Origin of the sequence: Sandaracinus amylolyticus (assembly GCF_021631985.1) — a bacterium.
In the GTDB taxonomy this organism is placed as follows: domain Bacteria; phylum Myxococcota_A; class Polyangia; order Polyangiales; family Sandaracinaceae; genus Sandaracinus; species Sandaracinus amylolyticus_A.
On record NZ_CP070225.1, the window covers coordinates 865,868 to 886,075 of the forward strand.

The window sequence follows — 20,208 nt, forward strand, 5'->3', positions numbered from 1 at the left end:
GGATCCGAGCGGTTGCGCTCGCTCTCTCCCACACCTTGACGAAGCCGCGCGCGCGTACTCTTCTTCGCCCCGTGATGACGCGCGCCTCGCTTCGGATCCTGGCTGTTCTCCTTCTCGCGGGCTGTGGGGGCGGCACGCAATCCACGCTGCCCGACGAGTCGGGCGACGACACGACGGGCGGCATGTCCCATCGCATCGTCGACATGCCGACGGGCCTGGGCGGCACCCAGTGGCGCTGGATCGAAGCGCACTGCACCGAGGGCCCGCTCGATCTCGCGTCGCGCGGCTTCGCGCAGGAGCTCCGGGTCGAGCAGGACGGCGAGTCGCTGCTGCTCACCTACGACCAGACCTTCGCGAACGAAGAGTGCTCGCAGACCGTCGTGCAGCGCGTCTCGCCGCCCGAGCAGCCGGGCGAGCTCCGCATGGAAGAGATCGCGCGCGTCACGGTGCCCTCGACCGAGGCGTGCTTCGGTCGGCCCGAGCAGCCGCGCCCCGGCGAGGTCCGCCGCAGCGGCCAGCTCCTCGAGGTGCTCGTGCAGCGCTCGAACTGGTGCAACGGCTTCGAGGTGCGGATGGTCTACGCGCCCGCGTCGCCCGACGAGCTCGACGACGCGGAGATCGTGCGTCGCTGGGTCGCGCACTACGGCCGCGGCGATGCCGATCGCATCGCGCAGCTCTTCGCCGAGACCGGCTCGCTGCTCGAGCCGTTCACCGAGACGCAGACCGGTGACCCCTATCGCCACGACGGCCGCGCAGCGGTGCGCACGTGGTTCGCCGAGACCTTCGCGACGGCCCCCTGGCGAGCGATGCGCATCGTGTCGATGCAGCCGGGCGAACAGCCGCACACGATGGTGGTCGAGTGGGAGTACATGGATCCGCGGCTCGCCGAGCCGCTGCGGGGGCGGAGCCGCTTCACGCTCGCGGCGGGCGAGATCTTCGAGGCGCAGCTCGAGCTGCTCGGCGCGCCCGTGCTCGCGCCCGAGGGCGGCGCGGCTGCGCCTGCGACGAGTGGATGAGCACCAGACGATCTCGTGACCCGGGGGGGTTCGCGTGAACGAGTTCAAGCGTCCGAGCGCGCGCGCACCGCGGGGGAGCGGAGCGTCGACCGAGAGTGGGCCGGGCAGCATCCCGGCCCCGAGCCGTCCCGTCGCCGAGCCGATCGATCCGCTCGCGAACGTGACGTCGCCGGGCATCCCGATGCCCATCCTCGACGAAGGCGAGGGCGCGGTGCTGATCACCGGCATCTGCGGTCGCCTCGGTCGCCTGGTCGCGCGCCAGGTCCACCGCGTCGGGCCGGTGGTCGGCATCGATCGACGGCCCTTCCACGGCAAGCCGAAGGACATCGTCCACCACCAGTTCGATCTCCGCCGCAAGAAGACGCGCGACGTGTTCCGCGCCGGCGGCATCAAGGCCGTGGTGCACCTCGGCGTGATGCACGACCCGCGTGCGAGCCGGAAGGAGCACTACTCCTGGAACGTCGTCGCGTTCCAGAAGCTGCTCGAGTACATGACGCAGTACGGCGTGCCGAAGCTCGTGCTGCTCTCGAGCGCGAACGTCTACGGCCCGAGCCCGGACAACCCGCAGTTCCTCACCGAGGAAGCGCCGCTGCTCGGGGCCCAGCACTTCAGCGAGATCCGCGACCTCGTCGAGGTCGACATGCTCGCGCAGAGCTTCTTCTGGAAGCACCCCGAGATCGAAACGGTGATCCTGCGCCCGTGCCACATCCTCGGCACGGTCCACAACGCGCCGAGCAACTACCTGCGCCTCGATCGCCCGTGGTCGATGCTCGGCTTCGATCCGATGGTGCAGGTCATCCACGAGCGCGACGTCGCGTACGCGCTGCAGCTCGCGCTGCGCCCCGGCGTGCGCGGCATCTTCAACCTGAAGGGCCCCGGCGAGGTCCCGCTCTCGCGCATCATGCGCATCCTCGGCAAGACGCCGATGCGCATCCCGATGACGGTCGCGAAGCCGCTGCTCGAGCGCATGTGGGACCTGCGGATGACGAGCTTCCCGGTCCCCGAGCTCGATCACATCCGCTACGTGTGCATGGTCGACGACTCGCGGGCCCGCGACATCCTCGGCTTCCGCCCGCACTTCTCGCTCGAAGACACGGTGCGCGCGGTCGAAGGCTGACGACGGAACGGCGAAGGCCGCGCCCTCTCGGGTCGCGGCCTTCGTCGTCCGCTCTCGATCGCCCTCAGCGATTGCGGCAGGTGCCGTTCAAGCAGTCGCGACCGTCCGCACAGTCGCTCTCGCGGCGGCACTCGGGCGTCATCGTCTCGCTCGTCGCGAAGCAGTAGTAGACGCCACCCTCGGGACGGCAGAGCGGGAGCTGCGCGTCGATGCTCAGGCACTGCGAGTCCTGCATCGTCGGGCAGGGCGTGCGGCAGACGCCCGCGACGCACTTGCGGCCGGTCATGCAGTCCGAGTCCTCGTCGCAGAAGGGCTCGGGCTCCCAGTCGGGGCGGCAGAACGAGTCCTCGGGCGCGCAGTAGCTGCCCGCGCCGCAGGTGCGGGCCGCGCTGCTGCAGTCGGGCAGGCAGCGGTCGTCGACGCAGTGCTCGCCGAGGTCGCACTGCGAGGTCGTGGTGCACTCGTCCGCGGGACGGCAGAACCCGTTCTGGCACGAGTCACCGGCCGCGCAGCCCGCGTCGTTCGTGCACACGCCCGTGCACTCGTTGTTCAGGCAGACGTTGCCGGGGGCGCAGTCGCGGTCGCGGCCGCAGGTGTCGTCGATCGGGCGGCAGTAGCCCTCGATGCACACCTCGCTCGCGGCGCAGTCGGCGTTCGCGCGGCACGCGTTGGCGGGGCGCGGCGCGCAGGTGCCGCGCGGGTCGCACCAGAGGCCGTCGGCGCAGTCCTCGTCGTTCTCGCAGGTGCCCGAGGGCGTGCACTCGCCGTCGGTACAGACCTCGCCCGCGGTGCAGTCGCCGTCGACGCGGCAGGTCGAGGGGCCGCTGGGCACGCAGGTGCGCGAGGCGCTGCAGACGAAGCCGTCCTCGCAGTCGCCGTCGTCGTCGCACTCGCCGGTGGGCACACACTCGCCGTCGATGCTGCAGATCTCGCCCGTGCGGCAGTCGAGATCGCGGTCGCAGTCGCGACCGGGGCCGTCGTCGCCGTCGTCCGTCCAGATCGGGCAACCAGGCAGGAAGGCGAAGAGCGGAAGAGCGAGGAGCACTCCACGCAGCATTCTCATCGGGACGACTCCTTTGGAGCGGATGCGGCGCAACGGTGTGCGATGATCATGCCACGACGGGCTCTCGCGGATCGCAGCGTTTCCGGCGGGATCTGCGGGTGACGTCGTAAACGGAGGTTCACGACGGAGCGCGCGCTGTCGTGAAGTCGCGTTTTCGATCCCGAGGCTGGAGCCGCTCAACCCGGCTCCTCGTCGGGGGGCTCGGGCGCGTCCTCGGCGGGCTCGTCGGCGTCGCTCTCGGGGCGCGCGGGGCGACCCACGAAGCGACGCAGCGGGTCGCGGGGACGTCCCTCGACGTGCCACTCGAAGTGGAGGTGGGAGCCGTGCGCGAGACCGGTCGCGCCGACCGCCGCGATGATCTGTCCGCGCCGCACGAGCTCGCCGGCGGCGACGTAGGTCGCGCTGCAGTGCGCGTAGAGGCTGACGCTCCCGTCGCGATGCACGAGCACCACGACGTTGCCGTAGCCGCTCATCCGGTTGTCGCTGTAGACGACGAGCGCGTCGTTCACCGCGACGATCGGCGTGCCGGGATCCGCGCCGATGTCGACGCCCTCGTGGCGGCGTCGTCCGCGTGCGCGTCGCATGCGTCCGTCGCGACCGCGGCGCAGGCGCTGGTGGATCCCGAAGCCGCGCCACAGTCGGCCGCCCTGCACCGGCCAGAGGAGATCGTCGTGCGCCTCGCCGCTCGGCACCGCGGCGATCCACTCGGGCAACGGTGCGCCCGCGACCGCGTGGTGCGCGACGCGCGGCTGATCGAGCCCGAGCGCCTGTTGTCGCGCGAGCGCTTCGGGTGAGGCGCGCGGCACGCGGCGCGGCCCTTCGCACACGCGCCGCCCGTGGCTGCGATGGCAGTTGCGCCCGCCGGTGCTCTCGGCCCACTCGATCGGCCCGACGCCTGCGGGCAACGTCTCTTCCGGTGTCTCGGGCGCGGCTGGCTCGAGGATCGCTGCGTCGCTCGGCACGCCCGCGTCGGGCTCGATCGGCGCTGCGTCGGTGAACTCCTGCGCGGACGCGATCGACGTCGCGCTCGCGAGCAGCGCAGCGAGGATCGGGGCGCATCGGACGGGAGCTCGCACGGCCCCCGAGGCTCGCAGCGCCTCGCGGCCCGGTCAATCGCCCAGGAACGTGCGGTCCAGCGCGCCGCTGCGACGCAGCGCGTCGTAGAGGATGATGGACACGGCGTTCGACAGGTTCAGCGAGCGCACCGCGCCGAGCGTCGGGATCCCCCAGGTCGTGTCCGCGTGTTGCTCGAGCAGCCACGCCGGCAGGCCCACCGACTCGCGCCCGAAGACGAGCGCATCGCCCGGCGCGAGGTCGGCCTCGAGATAGCTGCGCGTCGCGTTCGCCGAGAAGAGATGGAGCCGCACGTCGGGCTGCGCCTCGCGGAACGCGCTCCACGACGCGTGCACCGAGACGTCGACGAGGTGCCAGTAGTCGAGCCCGGCACGCCGGATCGAGTGCTCGTCGAGGCGGAAGCCCAGCGGCTCGATGAGGTGCAGCGGCGACTGCGTCGCGGCGCAGGTGCGCGCGATGGAGCCGGTGTTCGGCGGGATCTCGGGCTCGAGCAGCACCACGCGGAAGGGATCGGCGAGGGGCGTGGCGCGTAGCTTCTTCGACTGACTCACTGACTGCGTCCGTGCGTTTTGCCGCGTTCGGCCAGACGTTTCGGCCGGAGCATCCTTGATCGGCGGAGAATCGCAAAGGTAGGATGCTCTCCGCCCCCGCTTTTCCTCGCCTTTGCGCGGGTTCGAGGTGTCCAGATGACCGCGCCCCTCTCGGCTCGTCTCGTCGCGCTCGCGTTCGTCGTCGTCGCGATTCCAGCCTGCGCGACGGGCGGCGGCGGTGATTTCGACGCGGGCAACACAGTTCGCCCCGACACCGGTCCAGTCGACGCGCAGCAAGTCCCGACCGACGCGGCGGGCGGATGCGCGATGACGTGCACCACCGGGACCGTGTGCCGCGAAGGCGCGTGCGTTCCGACCTGCGACGTCGACACGCCGTGCGGCGCGGGCCGCATGTGCTGCGACGGCGCGTGCATCGAGGTCGGCAGCTCCTACGGGAACTGCGGCGCGTGCGGCAACCAGTGCGGCGCGACGACGGATCGCTGCACGACCGGCACGTGTCGGTGCGGCAGCATCCAGGCGTGCCCCGCGGGCGCGCTGTGCTGCGGCGGGGCGTGCGCCGATCCCCAGACCAACGGGATGCACTGCGGCGCGTGCGGCAACGCGTGCGGCGAGGGACAGACGTGCGTCGCCGGGACCTGCACCACGCCGACGTGCGAGCCGGCGTGCGCGTCGGGTGAGACGTGCACCGTCGACGGCACCTGCGCGTGCGGCGCGACGGGTGGGCCGTGCCCGGCGGGCAGCAGCTGCTGCGGTGGCGCGTGCGTCGACAGCCAGACCGATCGCAACAACTGCGGCGGCTGCGGGATCGCGTGCACCGCGAGCCAGCAGTGCATGGGCGGCACGTGCATGGAGACGCCCTGCGTGCCCGCGTGCGGCTCGGGCGAGACGTGCTCGGGCGGGACCTGCCGCTGCGGCGCCGGCGCGGCGTGCACCACCGGCACCGCGTGCTGTGGCGGCTCCTGCGTGCGGCTCGACACGATCGCGAACTGCGGTCTCTGCGGCCGCGCGTGCACCGGCGGCACGCAGCAGTGCTGCGACGGCAACTGCGTCGACACCCAGACGAGCGTCGACAACTGCGGTGGCTGCGGCCAGACCTGCGACGATCTCGGGGACGTCGGTGATCGCTGCGTCGGGGGCGCGTGCTCGTGTGGTGGCGGCCCGTCGTGCCCGATCGGCTGCCTCTTCGGTGGCTGCTTCCCCTGAGGCGCCGGCAGCCTGGCTGGGGTCTCACCCCAGCCAGCTGATGTCGATCAGCGTCTGAGGGTCCTCGAGGGCCCGCGCGCCGAGCAGGTTCACCTCGACGTCCTCGGCGCCGAAGCGCTCGAGGCTGCGCTCGAGGAACCCGAGCACGAGCACGCTCGTCGTGAGCGACGACTCCGACTGCTCGAGCAGCTCGAGCCGCCCGTAGCCCTTGCCGAGGCGGCGCACCTGGAGCTCGAGCCCCTGCGTCAGGCCCTGCATGACCTGCGGCATCTCCGCGATCAGCAGCTCGGGCGGAGGCTGCGGAGGGCGCACCTTCCGCATCACCTCGAATGCCCCCTCGGCCGCGGCGCGACCGCACTCGAGCACCATGTGCAGGTCGTCCTGACCGAGCCGCGCGTCGATCTGCTCGACCAGCGCGCGCAGCGTGTCGTAGTCGACCCAGTTGTCGGGCTGGATCCCCTCGTCGAACGGGCCACGCACGTGCGCAGGCATCGCGTCGAGAAGGTCCTTCAGCGCGCGCTCGCCGAACTTGCGCGCGACGAAGCGCAGCACCGACACGACGAGCCGACCCTGCACCTTCGGCCCCGACGTCGAGGGCGCGTCGGCCTCGGCATCGGGCAGGCGCTTCACGCGCGAGAGCGGGATCGCGCTCTCGTTGCTGCTCTCATCGGGGATCGGCGGCGCGGGCGGGAGCGCGAACGCGAACGGCGAGAACTCCGGCGGCGGCGCGGGCTCGGTCGCGGGACGCAAGTGTCCGCTGCCGGGCGGCGGCATCGTCGACTTGTGGAGCGAGCCGCGCTGCGTCGAGCTCTGGTGCAGCGGCGGGGGCTGAGGCGGCGCGAGCGGGCCACCGAGCACCGGCGTCGTGCGAATCGTCGCGTCGGCGTTCCCGCCCGGCGGACGCGACGCGGCCTCGCGGCGCTGGGTCGAGCGATGCTCTTCTTCGGGATCGGGCTGCGGTGCCTCGACGTCGATTGGGATCTCGACGCTGTCGCGGCGGCGATCGGGGCGCGGCGTCGCGGTCTTCTCGACCGCGGGCTTGGTGCGCAGCGCGAGGAGCGCCTGCACGTCCTCGCGCGGCAGCTCGATCGAAGGGCGCGTGCCGCGCTTCTTCGTCTCGCGCGCCCTGATGCGCATCATCTCGAACGTGAACGAGTCGCTCGGCGCGTCCTCTTCGATGTTGATCGTGCGACCGCCGAACGGGACGAGCGCCGCCGCGAACTCCTCCGCGCTCGCCCAGCGATCCTCGCGCACCTTCGAGAGCGCGCGCGCGATCACGCGCTCGAGCCCCTCGCTCACGTCGGGGCGCATCGTGCGGATCGAGGGCGCCGGCTCGTTGCGCACCTTGCGCGCGAGCTCCGCGAACGTCGGCGCGTCGAACGGGCGCTGACCCGCGAGCATCTCGAAGAGCACGACGCCGACCGAGTAGACGTCGGTGCGCGGGTCGCGTCGATCGTCGCCGCGCAGTCGCTCGGGCGCGGCGTACGCGGGCGTGCCCACCAGCGTGCGCTCGGGCGTCAGCGTCTTGCTCTCCTCGCTCTGCCCGCTGCCTCCGAAGAGCGCGGCGAAGCCGAAGTCGCAGACCTTCACGAAGTTGCGGTCGCCGAAGCGCGCCACGAGCATCAGGTTCGCGGGTTTCAGATCGCGATGCAGGATCCCGCGGTCGTGCGCCGCCGCGAGACCCGCGAGCGTGTGCGTCGCGATCGCGCACGAGCGCTTGATGTCGATCGCGCCCTCGGTCGCGATGAGCTGCGAGAGCGAACGCCCGCGCAGGTACTCCATGACCATGTACGGGCGCTTGTCCTCGAGGCCGAAGTCGAGGATGTCGATGATGTTCGGGTGCCCGATCGCGGCGGCCGCGCGCGCCTCGCGCTGGAAGCGCTCCACCGAGGACGGGTTCCGCGCGACGTTCGGGTGCAGCAGCTTGATCGCGACGAAGCGCCGCAGCACCTGATCGGCCGCCTTGTAGACCGCGCCCATGCCGCCGTCGCCGAGCAGCCGCACGAGGTGGTAGCGACCCGCGATCGTGGTGCCGACGAGCCCGGGATCGCCGCCGATCGGGAGTCCGGTCGCAGGGCATCGCGCGAGCGATCCAGGGTGCCGAGCGCCGCAGTGCGGACAGGCGCGTGCCACGACGCGAGCATAGCGGAGGGCGAGCCTCCGTGGTGATGTGTTTGCTGTTCGCGGACCGAGCGCCGCGAAGTCTGTTTCTGCTCGGGATGCGCCTTTCTCCGAGCCCCCGCGCCGCCGAGATTTCGCGCACGGCAGCGTTCCTGCTAACCTGCGCGTCTCCGATGAGAGCCCTGCGTTCGGCCCTGGTGTGCGCCGTCGTCGCGGTCGGGATCGCCCCCGGGTGCGTTCCCTCGACCTCGCGCCAGGGTGTCGGAGGCTACTGCCATCGCGACGACCAGTGCCTCGATGGCCTGCGCTGCATCGAGCGTGTGTGCCGCGAGGGGACGCGACCGCAGCCCGACGGTGGGCCGGTCGACGCGTGGTGGCCGCCCGATCCGCCCGACACGGGGTACTTCCCGGAGCCCGACGGCGGCTGAGCACGGAGCCATCGAGGCATGCGAGGAAGCGGCGAGCAGTCTTCGCCGCTCGGTTCGCGACGCGGTGACGGTCGGACCGGGAGGCACGGGTGAGCCAGGGGCGGATGCTCCCGCTGGTCGGGCCTGCGCTCGTCCTCTATCTCGTCGTCGAGCTCATCTCGTCCGGCGTGCCGCTCGACGCTGCGGCGTGGGTGCTCGTCTCGTTCGCGCTCGGCGTCACGGTGCTGCCCTTCGTGCTCTCGCGGCAGGAGGAGCCCGAGGGCGCCCGGCGCCTGTCGTGGGTCGTGATGTGCGTCGCGGTCGGGCTCGTCGCGACCGCGATGCCGGGGCTGCTCTCGCCGCCGCTCGAGCTCGCGGCCGCGCTCGCGTGGCCGTGGGTCGGATCGCTGGTGATCGATCTCGCGCTCGACACCCCGGATCGCCCGCCCGGTCTCGCGCGGGCGCGGGTGATCGGCGGCCTCGCCCACGCCGCCGCGCTGGTCACGTCGTGCGTCTCGGTGCTCGCGGTGCTCCCCGAGATCGAGCTCTTCGGCGACGTCATCCTCGTGCCCGCATCGGCGGCGGTGCTCGCGCCGATCATGGTCGTCGTGCAGCTCGTCACCGCGCTCGCGGTGCGGCTCGCGCGACGTCGCCTCGGCAGCACCCCCGAGGCCCTCGCTTCGAACGGCGGCGCGCTCCTCGGGATCGCGTGCGGCGCCGCGACCGGTGCGGCGGCGCTGATCGTCGTCGCGCTCGGCGCGTACGACGCGGGCGCGTCGGTGGTGCGCGGGCTCGTGTGCACCGGCGCGATCGCGATCCTCGTCGGGCACCTCGCGATGCTCGACGCGCGCCGTCCGATCCACGCGGCGCGCGCGTCGCGTCGGGTGGTGTCGGCCGCGCTCACCGCGGCGGCGCTCGGCGCGGCGCTCGCTTGGCTCTCCGATCGACTTCCGAGTGATCGGGTCGCGCTCGGCGTGCTCTCGGCGGCGTTCGTCGCGACCGCCGCGCTGGTGTACCGGCTGATCGCGGCGTTCGTGGAGACGCTCTTCGCGCCCGACGGCGGTCGCCTGCTGCGCGCGCTCGCGGAAGGCGAGCGTGCGAGCGCGGGCACCCGCACGCTCGAGGAGCTCGCGTCGGCGGTGCTCGCGCCGCTGCGACGTGCGGCGCGCGCGAGAGACGCGAGGCCGCTGATCCAGACGCTCGATCCCGCGAAGCAGGCGGGCGTCGACGCGGCGGGCATGCCGAAGGTCGAGGCCCGCGCGATGTCGCCCGCGATCGTCGAGCGGCTGCTGGATCGCCCCGGCGAGATCATCGTGCTCGCGCCGCTGCGCGCGATGGTGGTGCGCCGGCCCGATCTGCGCGCGCTGGTCGATGCGCTCGAGCAGCTCGAGGCGCTGTGCGTGGTGCCGATCGCGGCGGCGGGCGAGCTCGAGGGCGCGCTGGTGGTCGCGCGGGGACGGCGTCGCGCGCCGGTCACGCTCGAGGAGATCGCGGCGCTCGAGGCGCTCGCGATGCGCCTGACCGGACCGCTCGCGATGCACCAGGCCGAGGCGCGCGCCCAGGATCGCGCGACGCGCGCGATGCTGCAGAGCGAGCGCCTCGAGGAGCGCATCGACGCGCTCGAGGACGAGCTCACGCGCCTCCGCGCCGACACCCGCACGCTGAAGGCGGGGCGCGCGTCGGACCGCCTCGCCGCGCCGGCGATCGCGTACAGCCCCGCGATGCGCGCGCTGGTGGGGCGCATCGGCGAGGTCGCGGCGGTGGACGCGCCGGTGCAGATCGTCGGCGAGGTCGGCAGCCCGATCGATCAGATCGCGCACCTGGTCCACGCCGCGAGCCCGATGCGCGAAGGGCCCTTCGTGATCGCCGACTGCGCGGCGATCCGGCCGGAGCGCACGGCAGCGGCGCTCTTCGGCGACGAGGGCGAGGCGGGGTCGCACCCCGGATGGCTGCGCCTCGCGACCGGCGGGACGCTCCTGCTCGTCGACGTGCCCGCGCTCTCGCTCGACACCCAGGCCGCGCTGGGCGAGGCGATCGCGACCCGCAGCGCGCGCGCCGAGGGCGGTGCGTCGGCGTATCCGGTCGACGTGCGGCTCGTCGCGCACAGTCGCCTCGAGGTGAACGGGCTCGCGCGCGTGAGCGCGTTCGATCCCGAGCTCGCGCGACGTCTCGAGCCGCTGCGCCTCGACGTGCCTCCGCTGCGCGAGCGACGCGAGGATCTGCCCTCGCTCGTGCTGCTCGCGCTCGATCGAGCGTGCCGCGCGCTCGGCCGCGAGGTGCTCGGCATCGAGGAGAGCGCGATGAACGTGCTGCTCGCCTACGAGTGGCCGGGGAACCTGCGCGAGCTGCAGTCGGTGATCGATCGCGCGGTGGCGCGCGCGAGCGCGCCGCGGGTGGTGGAGAGCGATCTGCCGGCGCTGCCCCAGCCGAAGATCGAAGCGCCCAGCGCGCCGAGCGATCCGCTCGACGGCACGTGGACCGAGATCGAGCTGCGCGCGCTGCGCGCCGCGCTGGATCGCGCGGGTGGGAACAAGAGCGAAGCCGCGCGCCTGCTCGGGCTCAAGAGGACGACGTTCCTCGACAAGATGCGGCGCGCGGGGATCGAAGATCCCGGCGAAGGGCGGAGCGCGGCGGAGTAGGGCGCGCTCAGCCCGCCCCGAGCTCCTTCTCCGCCGCCTCGAGCTCTTCCTGGGCGTGCTCCCAGCGCCCCGTGAGCTCTTCGATCTTCTCGGCGTCGGTCTGCATCGCGGTCAGCATCGCGAAGCGCTCGGCATCGGGCATCGCGACCGCCGGGTCGCACAGCTTCTGATTGCGCTCCGCCTGCTTCGCCTCGAGCTCCGCGATGCGCGCGAGGATCTCGTCGACCTTCTTCTTCAGCGGCGCGATCTTCTTGCTGCGCTGCTCGCGCAGTCGCGCTTCCTCGCGCTTCCTCGCCTTGTCGTCTTCGCGATTGCGCGGCGCCTCGGGCACCTGCACCACGACCGGCGCGCTCTGCTTCACCGGCGCGCTCTTCACCGGCTCGGGCGTCTGCTCGCCGCTGATCCGCGCGCGCGACAGCGCCATGTAGTCGTCGAGATTGCCCGGGTACTCGAGCACCTGGCCGCCCTCGACCAGCCAGATCTTGTTCGCGAGACGCCGCACCAGCGCGCGGTTGTGGCTCACGAAGAGCATCGTGCCGTCGTAGCTCTCGAGCGACTCGATCAGGCTCTCGCACGACGCGAGATCGAGATGGTTCGTCGGCTCGTCGAGGAGCAAGAAGTTCCCGGGCTTCACCATCAGCCGCGCCAGCGCCACGCGCGCGCGCTCGCCGCCGCTCAGCACCTGGATCGGCTTGTCGACGTCGTCGCCGCTGAACAGGAACGCGCCGAGCACGCTGCGCACGCGCGTCTGCCCGAGCTCCCTGTTCACGCCCGAGACCTCGTCGTAGACCGTGCTGCGCGGGTGCAGCGTCTCGGCGTGATGCTGCGCGTAGTAGCCGGGCTGCACGTTGTGCCCGAGCTCGATCGTCCCGCGATCCGGCGCGAGCTCGCCCGCGATCATCTTGAGCAGCGTCGTCTTGCCCGCGCCGTTCGGGCCCACGATGCCGATGCGATCGCCGCGGTACACCGTGAGACTCACGTCGGGCAGCACGACGTGATCGCCGTACGCCTTGCGCAGGCCCGCGATCTTCACGACGTCCTGCCCGGCGCGACCGACCGGCGGGAACGTGAAGCTCATCGCGCGGCGCTTCCGGTACGTCTCGACGCTCTCCATCTTGTCGAGCGCCTTGATGCGGCTCTGCACCGCCTTCGCCTTGTTCGCCTGGGCGCGGAACCGGTTGATGAACTGCTCGGTCTTCTCGCGCTCGCGCTCGATGTTCTTCGCCTTGTTCTCGAGGATCGTCTCCTCTTCGGCGCGGAGCTCGAGGTACTTCTCGTAGTTGCCGGGGTACTGCCGCACGCCCTCGACCTCGAAGGTCACGATGCGGCGCGCCTGCTCGTTGAGGAACTCGCGGTCGTGCGAGATGAGCACGAACGCGCGCGAGTACTTCTGGAGGAACTCGCTGAACCACGCGACCGAGGGCATGTCGAGGTGGTTCGTCGGCTCGTCGAGCAGCATCACGTCGGGCTGCTGGAAGAGCAGGGCCGCGAGCACCGCGCGCATCTTCCAGCCGCCGGAGAACTCGCCGACGTCGCGCTGCAGATCCTTCTGCTCGAAGCCGAGGCCCGCGAGGATCTTGATCGCCTCGTGCTCGCTGAAGAGCGCGTCGAAGCGCGCGATGCGCTCGTGCAGATCGGCGAGGCGCGCCGCGGCGTCGAGCAGCACCTCGTCATTGCCTTCGCGCTGATCGGCGAGCGCCTTCTCGTAGTCCTTCTCCGCGGCGGCGAGCTCGCCCTCGATCTCGTTGCGACCAGGCACGCTCGAGCGGACGAACTCGAGGAGGCGCTTGCCGCCCTCGACCACGATGTCCTGGGGGAGCCACCCGACGCGCACGCCGCGCGAGCGCCGCAGCGAGCCGCTGTCGAGCTGCTGCTCGCCCGAGAGAACACGCAAGAGCGTGCTCTTGCCGGACCCGTTCGGACCGATGAGCCCGATGCGATCGCCCTCGGCGACGCGCAGCGAGAGGTCTTCGAAGATCGATCGCGCACCGAACGAGACGGTCGCGGACTCCAGGACGACGAGAGACACGGCGGGGCGGGATATAGCTCGTGACGTCCATCGAGGCGCGCCGCGATCGGACTGCCCGTTCGTCGAGGAAGGCCGCGCGACCGCTGCCGAGCGTCGGAGCTTCGTCCGGAACGACGACGGGGCACCGCGTCGAGATGGCTCGCGGTCATCGAACCGCGCCGGATCGCTTGGTCGAGGTGGTCGTGAACGGCCGAACCACCGCGAGGCAGCGCGTCGAGGTGGTCGGTGGTCATCGGACCACCACGGACCACCTCGGCGAGGTGGTTGCCGCTGGTTCGCACCACGACGGACCGCCTCGCCGGGGTGGTTTGCGCCGACCGAGCCACGACGGACCGCCTCGCCGAGGTGGTCGCGGATGGTCTGGGCGACGTCTGACCGCCTCGTCGGGGTGGTCTGCGGCCACGGAACCACGACGGATCGCCTCGCCGAGGTGGTCGCCGGTGGTTCGGAGCCCGTCCAGCGCCGCTCGCCCGCCTCGCAGGTGGTCTGGACCACCGATGGCCGGTGTCCGCGATGGCGGTGGGAAGGAAAGACGCTGGCGCGTCATCCTCTCGCGGTGACCGAGACCGACACTCCGCTCGATCGAACGCTTCGTGTCCTGTTGATCCTCGCGCTCTTCGTCGCGTCTCAGGTGGCAGCGGCGAGCCGCACCGCCCGGGAATTCGCGCCAGGCGGTGGCGGCGCTTTGGGCGGCAGCATCATCGCCGCGCTGATACTCCTCGCGCGTGCCCGCGTCGTGCTCGAAGACTCGGTGCTCCGAGTCGGAGTCTTCCGTCGCAGGATCGCGTGGAGCGAGGTCCGCTCGGTCACGGTCGAGGGCCGCCGGCTCGTCATCCGATCCGGGCACGCGCGTGTGTCGCTCGACCCACGGCGCTTCGCCGATCCCGACGGGATGCTGCGCTTCATCCGCGCGCGGGTGACCCTCGATGCCTGGACTCTCGACGAGCGCGCGATGACGGAGCTCGTACTCGGCCGGCGCGTGACGCGCTTCGCGCTCGCGAGCGCGGCGACGGCCGAAGCGCCCGCCGGCTACCGCGAGCCACCCCGTGCTTCGGAGCCGGTGGCCGTCGCGAAGCTCTTCCCGCTTCCTCGGTTCGGCCGCGCGGACGTGTCGAGCACCGATCTCGCCCTGGGCGGCACGGCGCTCGTCGTCGCGTGCCTCGGCCTCACGATGCGCGCCCCGTCGAACGTCGTGGTCTCGGTCGCTGCCGTGAGCGGCGCGGCGGCGGTCGCCTACCGCGCGTGGCGGCGGTTCGTGGCGAAGCTCGACAACCAGCGCGCTCGCGCCGCGCGCAACGCGGCCTTCGTCGGCGAGCTCGTGCGCGTCGACGCGGCCACGTGGGCCTCGCTGGACGGGACCCGACGGCGGCGGCGTCACGCAGCGGATCTCGTCGATCCGTGGGAGGGCTCGCACCAACACTACGAACGCATCGACCCCGCCACGGGCGAGACGCTCGCGTCGTACGTGGGGACGAGTGCCGGCGTGTTCGAGGGCGAGGCGCTGCCACGCACGCGCGAGGTCGGGGTGCTTCCGCAGCCGATCGATTCACAGCGCCATTGGGACGGATTCCCGCCCGAGCTCGACCGCTGGGCGGGACGCAAGGCAGTGACCCGTGGCGCGGCGAAGGTGCTGGTGATCGACACGCACCCCGACGCGGTGTTCGTGCATCGATTCTCCGAGGCTCGCGAACCCGTGGGCGACACGATGCACGCCGATCGCGACGCCGCGATGCGGCAGCTCGCGAGCGAGTATCCCGGCGTGAGCATCGAGTGGCGGCCCGTCGATCCCGCGGCCGGACGATGGGCGTTCTGGTCGGTCGCGCTCAGCTCGTGAGGAGCTTGCCGATGTTCGCGCGCTCCCATGCGAGCGCGCGCTCGTAGTCCGGATACGCGCGCTCGCGGCGGCGGAACTCGGGGGTGTGGAAGATCGTGCGGCCGTCTTCTTCGCGCGCCGGCTCCACGTGGTGGAGCATCTCGTGGAAGACGATGTACTCGACGAAGAACGCGGGGACCCACGGCTGATCGAGCACGGGGTGGACGCGGATGAGGCGCTCGTCGTGGGTGTACGTGCCGAGGCGGATGCTGCGCTTGCGGCGACGACCGCGCGCCGCCGCGCCGTGGCGGCCCCAGGTGATCGTCACGCCCGCGAGCGCGCCCGGGAAGTAGGTCGACTCGATGCGCGCGTAGATCGCGAGCAGGTCGTGGTGCTCGCCGAGCGGGCGCAGCACGCGCGGAGGGCGCGGCGCGACGAAACGATCGCGCTTCTGCTCGATGAACTCGCCGAGCCGGCGCGATGCGCGGCGATCGCCGGTCTTCACGTAGCGGCCGAGCGCCTCGACGATCGCGCCGTCGGCCTCGACGAACATGCGGTGGAGGCGGAGGCGGAGCGCCATGCCGCTGCGCGCGCTCGAGATCATCGTGCGGCGGTTGCTCGTGAGCTCGACCTCGACGCGCACGCCGAGCATCGAGTTCATCACCTGCTCGATGTGGGCGCGGGCCGACTCCTCGGGATCGCTCGGCGGCGACGGCGCTGGTGCGATCACCGGGGGCGCGGCCTGCGCAGGAGGAGGAGCCGGCGGCGGTGCGCTCCCGCCGGGCGCGGCGTCGAACGCGAGCGAGAGCTGGCGCGTCGCGGTGCCGGGCGCGCGCTGCACCGGCCCGGGTCGCGCCCCGGAAGACGCGACCCCTTCGGGCCCAGGATGCTGCACGCCGCGCATCGAGAGCCCAATCCTGATCTCCTCGGATCCGTTGTCAATCTTTTCGTTCGAGCCGTTCCGCGCCTACCGGAACGCCTGCACGATCCGCTTGGTCTCGCGCTCCACCGACTCGGGCAGCACGCCGACCGCGACCACCTGCAGGTGGTCGGGACGGATCGTCCGCTGCGCGGCGGCCGCGAGATCGTCGAGCGTGACGGCGTCGATGCGCTCGGCGATGCGCTCGAGCGACTCTCCGAGCTCGAAGATCCGATCCATCACGAGCCACTCGGCGATGCCCTCGGCATCGTCGAGCACCGCGGTCAGATCGAAGAGCGCGCGCTTCTTCGCCTTCGCGAGCTCGCGCGGCTCGATCGGGCGATCACGCAGGCCGACCAGCAGATCGAGCACCGTCGTCACGAGCGACGCGGTCTTGTTGTGCTCGATCGCGGCGCCGACCACGACGAGCCCGGTGTCCTCGTAGGGGTCGAACGAGCCGAAGGTCTCGTACGCGAGGCCGGTGTCCTCGACGACCGTGCGGAAGAGCCGGGTGCTCATCCCGTCGTCGAGCACGCGCGTCAGCAGATCCGTCGCGTAGCGCAGCGGGTCCTTCTCGCCGACGCTCGGGAGCGAGACGCGCACGTCGGTCTGGCTGCCGGTGCTGTCGACGTAGGTGAAGCGCGGGCCACGCGTCGGCTTGGTGAACGGCGAGGGCTCCTGGCGCTCGCCGCTCGCGAGGATGCCGAAGCAGCGCTCCGCGGTGCGCGTGATCTCGTCGGGATCGACCGCGCCGGCCGCGACCACCACCGCGTTGCGCGCGACGTAGTGCTTCGCGTGCCACGCGCGCAGATCGGCCTCGCCGAATTTCGAGAGGCTGGTCTCGCTGCCGGCGATCTTCGCGCCGAGCGGGTGCACCCCGAACACCGCGCGGTGCGCGATGTCGTCGGGGTCCACGTCGCGCCCGTCCTCGTCGACGCCCTCGAGGATCTCCTCGCGCACGATGCGCTTCTCGAGCTCGAGGTTGCGCAGGCTCGGCGTGCCGAAGATCTCCGCGAGGATCGCGAGGCCTTCGATCGCGTGCTCGGGCGGGACCGTGAGCTCGTAGGTCGTGAAGTCGGCGCGCGTCGCCGCGTGCAGCGTGCCGCCGAGCTCCTCGACCGCGAGGTTGAACTCGTGCGCGGTCGGGTGCTCCGCGGTGCCGCGGAAGAGCATGTGCTCGAGGAAGTGCGAGATCCCCGCGTTGGCGGTGGTCTCGTGCCTCGAGCCCACGCGCACGCCGACCATCAGCGTCGCGGTGTGCAGGTGCGGGAGCGGCGCGACGACGATCGGGAGGCCGTTCGTCAGCGTGCGCGTGCGGACGTCGAGCCCGCCTCTCCTCGTCACGCGCGGATGCCCGCGCCGCGGCGGGGCGGGATCGCGGTGGACTCCTCTTCCTCGGGCTCGGCGGCGGGCTCGTCGTCGCCCGAGGGGGCTTCCTCGGTCTCTTCCTCTTCCGGCGTCTCGTCGCCGTAGAGCAGGATCGCGTCGTTCACGCGGAGCTGGCCGTCGGCGCGCGCCTGCTCGCGCAGATCGCGCACGTACGCGCGGAGGACCTCGGTCTGCTTCGCCTCGAGCAGCTGCTCGCGGATGCTCGACTGGACCTCGGGCGTGAAGTTCTCGTCGGTCGCCTCGGTGCGCTGCTTGAGCTGGAAGACGTACCAGTCGTCGCCCACCTGGATCGGCTCGCCGGGCAGCGGCTCGTCCATGGTGCGCTCGAACGCGGCGCGCGTGAGCTCGCCCGCGCCGGTGCCGCTGACCGGCGTGTCGGTGCGGCCGAAGAGGCGCGACTCGCGGACCTGCGGCGCGAACGAGTCGCGCTCCGGGGCCTCGGGCGCGGCGCCGTCGGGGCCGGGCGCGGGCGCGTCCTGCCAGTTCCACTGGAGGCGCGTGTCGAGGTCCTGCATCGAGTTTCCTTCGCGCAGGTACGCGAGGGCACGATCCGCCTGCTCGCGCGCGAGCTCCCCGGCGCGCGACCGTGCGTAGAGCGTCTCGGCGAGCTCGCGCTTCGCCTCGTCCTCGGGCACGTCGCCCTCGCGGCGTCCCTCGACCTTGATCACGTGGTAGCCGAAGTTCGTCTCGACGACGTGGTCGGTGATCGATCCCGGCTCGGTCGCGAACTGGGCCTCGTCGAAGGGCGCGACCATGCGGCCGCGCGCGTTCCATCCGAGGTCACCGCCGCGACGCGCGCTGCCGGTGTCCTCGCTGTTCGCGGTCGCGAGCGCCGCGAAGTCCTCGCCCGCCTGGGCGCGACGCAGCAGCTCCTCGGCGCGCGTACGCGCCGCCGTGCGATCCGCCTCGGGCGCGTCGGAGCTCGCCTTGATCAGGATGTGGCGGGCGCGGCGCTGCTCCTCGAGGCCGGTGTAGCGGTGGCGCTGGCGCTGGTACTCGGCGTCGACCTCTTCGGTGTGCTCCGCCATCCACGCGCGGATCGCCTCGTCGCCGCTCTCGACGCGATCACGGTAGTAGACCGGGCTGAAGCGCACGTAGTCGACCTGCGCGCGATCGGTCTCGCGCTGGTACTGCTCGCGCACTTCCTGCGGGCTCACCGTCACCGTCGCGAGCACGGCGTCGCGCGTCTGCTGCGCCAGGCGCTCGCGGACCTGCCAGCGCTCGAACTCCTCCACGCTGCGGCGGAGGTAGTTCTGGATGAAGCGCCGCATGTTCTTGCTGGAGAAGCGGCCGTCACGATCGTCGAAGCTCTGCGGGATCTCCGGCCCCGGATAGCCCGCGGGGGCATCGACGGGCGGCGTCGACAGGATCACGCCGGTCTCCGCGACCTCGCGCATCACGTCGTGCGAGTCCGCGGTGAAGCCCATGCGCTCCGCCTCGTGCGCGAGCAGCTCGCGCTCGACGAGGCCGTCCATCGTCAGCTCGCGCAGGCGCAGCGTGCGGGCGCGGTCGATCGGGAAGCGCTGGAACCCGACGAGCTGGTACGCGGCGCGGAAATCACCTTCGGTGATCGTCGTCCCGTGGACGCGCGCGGCGAACGCTCCCTGGTTGTTGAGCGAGCAGCCCTGCGAATTGGGGCCGCCGAAGGTGAGGATGAAGGTCGCGCTCAACAGTCCGACGAGGATCGAGAGGATGACCGTCTGGAAGCGCTTCTGGATGACGTCGAGCATGGAGGCTGGTGCAGGCCCATCCGGCGCGAGACGCGACGTGCTCCGTCGCGGCGCCCGGATGAAAGGGGACCGGACTGTAGAAGAGGGCTTCTCCCGGCGCAATCGCCGCGAAACGACGGGTTCGCGCGGAACGGAAGGCGGCCAACCCGACGATCCGGGCAGGACCTTCGCGATCGGGGATTCCGCCGGGAAGGAAGCTCGTGGTACGTGGACGGTCCGGTTCGCGGATCGCGCGGCCGAGGACGAAACATCCGGTGCGCGCAGGGTCAGGGGGGGCGCGCTCTACCGAGGGCGGTGAGACCGGGGGGGCTCACCGCCCTCTTCCTTTTCTTCCGGGCGCGGTCACGATGCCCGCCGATGCAGCCGAAGGATCCGCCAGTCTGGCGCGTGGCGTTGTGGGCGCTCGGCACCTGTGTGGTCGTCGGCCTGTCGATGCTGCGGGCGATGACGCCCGCGGCGGACGAGCGCGCTGAGCTCGAGCGGGGGCTCGCGCGCGGGCTCGGGATCGAGGGAGAGGACGGCGCGTCGCGGGTGACGGAGATCGCGCGTCGCGAGCTCGCGCCGCTGCTGCGCGATCCGCGGTTCCGCGCGACGACGACGCTCGCCTCGCGCCCGCGACGGGATGCGGACGGGGCGGGCGGCGTGGAGGAGGCGCCGCTCGCCGATCTCGGCGCGCAGATGCTGCGAGGCGGGATCGCACGCGCCGAGCCCGAGCTGATCACCGAGCATCGCGCGGTCCGGGCGCGCCTCTTCGAGCTCTCGCCGACGGCGTGCGCGGCGGCGTGGCGAGGGACGCCCGTCGCGATCGGCACCGCGCTGTTGCGGGCGAGCGACGACGAGATCGCGACGTACTGGCGGACGACGCGCCAGCTCGTCGAGCGCGAGCTCGACGGCGAGCGACCGCGGGTGATCGAGGACGACGAGACCGATGCGATCGTCGCGGAGGGCGTCGACGCGGTGCTCGCGCGCGGTGGCGCGGAGGCGCTGCAGCGCGCGATCGACGAGACAGACGCGAGCGACGAGGTGGCGTGCGCGGGGATGCGCGCGCTGCACGAGGCGCTGCCGACGCTGGACGCGTCGCTCGCCGATCGGCTCGCGCGCGCGCTCCTCGTGCGCTGACGCGCTACGTTGCGGCCG

15 protein-coding genes are annotated in these 20,208 nt (G+C 72.1%); 7 read left to right on the plus strand and 8 right to left on the minus strand.

Going from position 1 to position 20,208, the window contains the following annotated elements; translation table 11 throughout:
• Positions 1 to 182 precede the first annotated feature (182 nt).
• Entirely contained in the window at positions 183 to 1,016 is an 834-nt protein-coding gene (locus I5071_RS03525) for a nuclear transport factor 2 family protein (RefSeq protein WP_236603953.1), read from the plus strand.
• Positions 1,017 to 1,197: 181 nt separating this feature from the next.
• Positions 1,198 to 2,133 carry an SDR family oxidoreductase gene (locus I5071_RS03530; protein WP_236607613.1) on the plus strand — a complete coding sequence of 312 codons (936 nt, stop codon included), beginning with the start codon at positions 1,198 to 1,200 and terminating at the stop codon, positions 2,131 to 2,133.
• Positions 2,134 to 2,197: 64 nt separating this feature from the next.
• Here the strand turns inward: I5071_RS03530 and I5071_RS03535 are convergent, their stop codons facing one another.
• From I5071_RS03535 to I5071_RS03545, 3 genes are all read right to left on the minus strand, one after another.
• Positions 2,198 to 3,196, minus strand: coding sequence for a hypothetical protein (locus I5071_RS03535; protein WP_236603954.1), 999 nt, complete (start codon positions 3,194 to 3,196; stop codon positions 2,198 to 2,200).
• A 176-nt stretch (positions 3,197 to 3,372) separates the two neighbouring features.
• Positions 3,373 to 4,272 (minus strand): M23 family metallopeptidase, encoded by a 900-nt coding sequence (locus I5071_RS03540; protein ID WP_236603955.1) that lies wholly within the window; start codon positions 4,270 to 4,272, stop codon positions 3,373 to 3,375.
• A gap of 33 nt (positions 4,273 to 4,305) precedes the next feature.
• A complete protein-coding gene (locus I5071_RS03545; protein WP_236603956.1) occupies positions 4,306 to 5,097 on the minus strand; it encodes a tRNA (cytidine(34)-2'-O)-methyltransferase in 792 nt (263 codons plus the stop codon).
• Between the two features lie 30 nt (positions 5,098 to 5,127).
• On the opposite strand from I5071_RS03545, the gene I5071_RS03550 reads away from it, so the two are divergent.
• The gene (locus I5071_RS03550; RefSeq protein WP_236603957.1) at positions 5,128 to 6,024 is read left to right on the plus strand and encodes a hypothetical protein; all 897 of its coding nucleotides are present in this window, start codon (positions 5,128 to 5,130) and stop codon (positions 6,022 to 6,024) included.
• A gap of 24 nt (positions 6,025 to 6,048) precedes the next feature.
• On the opposite strand, the gene I5071_RS03555 is transcribed toward I5071_RS03550, so the two are convergent.
• Positions 6,049 to 8,157 carry a serine/threonine-protein kinase gene (locus tag I5071_RS03555; protein ID WP_236603958.1) on the minus strand — a complete coding sequence of 703 codons (2,109 nt, stop codon included), beginning with the start codon at positions 8,155 to 8,157 and terminating at the stop codon, positions 6,049 to 6,051.
• Positions 8,158 to 8,318: 161 nt separating this feature from the next.
• Here I5071_RS03555 and I5071_RS03560 point away from each other — a divergent pair, with 161 nt between their 5' ends.
• Positions 8,319 to 8,573, plus strand: a complete 255-nt coding sequence (locus I5071_RS03560) for a hypothetical protein (protein ID WP_236603959.1) — start codon at positions 8,319 to 8,321, stop codon at positions 8,571 to 8,573.
• 89 nt (positions 8,574 to 8,662) lie between these two features.
• The gene (locus tag I5071_RS03565) at positions 8,663 to 11,191 is read left to right on the plus strand and encodes a sigma 54-interacting transcriptional regulator (RefSeq protein ID WP_236603960.1); all 2,529 of its coding nucleotides are present in this window, start codon (positions 8,663 to 8,665) and stop codon (positions 11,189 to 11,191) included.
• A gap of 7 nt (positions 11,192 to 11,198) precedes the next feature.
• On the opposite strand, the gene I5071_RS03570 is transcribed toward I5071_RS03565, so the two are convergent.
• The gene (locus tag I5071_RS03570; RefSeq protein ID WP_236603961.1) at positions 11,199 to 13,220 is read right to left on the minus strand and encodes an ATP-binding cassette domain-containing protein; all 2,022 of its coding nucleotides are present in this window, start codon (positions 13,218 to 13,220) and stop codon (positions 11,199 to 11,201) included.
• Positions 13,221 to 13,575: 355 nt separating this feature from the next.
• Between I5071_RS03570 and I5071_RS03575 the strand changes: the two genes are divergently transcribed.
• The gene (locus I5071_RS03575; RefSeq protein ID WP_236603962.1) at positions 13,576 to 15,054 is read left to right on the plus strand and encodes a hypothetical protein; all 1,479 of its coding nucleotides are present in this window, start codon (positions 13,576 to 13,578) and stop codon (positions 15,052 to 15,054) included.
• On the opposite strand, the gene I5071_RS03580 is transcribed toward I5071_RS03575, so the two are convergent.
• From I5071_RS03580 to I5071_RS03590, 3 genes are all read right to left on the minus strand, one after another.
• On the minus strand, positions 15,044 to 15,937 hold the full coding sequence (locus tag I5071_RS03580; RefSeq protein WP_236603963.1) for a M48 family metallopeptidase: 894 nt from the start codon (positions 15,935 to 15,937) through the stop codon (positions 15,044 to 15,046). The two genes, I5071_RS03575 and I5071_RS03580, sit on opposite strands and share 11 nt — an antisense overlap.
• 63 nt (positions 15,938 to 16,000) lie before the next feature.
• On the minus strand, positions 16,001 to 17,296 hold the full coding sequence (locus I5071_RS03585) for a M16 family metallopeptidase (protein ID WP_236603964.1): 1,296 nt from the start codon (positions 17,294 to 17,296) through the stop codon (positions 16,001 to 16,003).
• Positions 17,293 to 19,071: a peptidylprolyl isomerase gene (locus I5071_RS03590; protein ID WP_236603965.1), complete on the minus strand. Its 1,779-nt coding sequence runs from the start codon at positions 19,069 to 19,071 to the stop codon at positions 17,293 to 17,295. Before I5071_RS03590 ends, I5071_RS03585 begins: the two co-directional genes overlap by 4 nt.
• Before the next feature lie 357 nt (positions 19,072 to 19,428).
• On the opposite strand from I5071_RS03590, the gene I5071_RS03595 reads away from it, so the two are divergent.
• The gene (locus I5071_RS03595) at positions 19,429 to 20,190 is read left to right on the plus strand and encodes a hypothetical protein (RefSeq protein ID WP_236603966.1); all 762 of its coding nucleotides are present in this window, start codon (positions 19,429 to 19,431) and stop codon (positions 20,188 to 20,190) included.
• Positions 20,191 to 20,208: the final 18 nt, after the last annotated feature.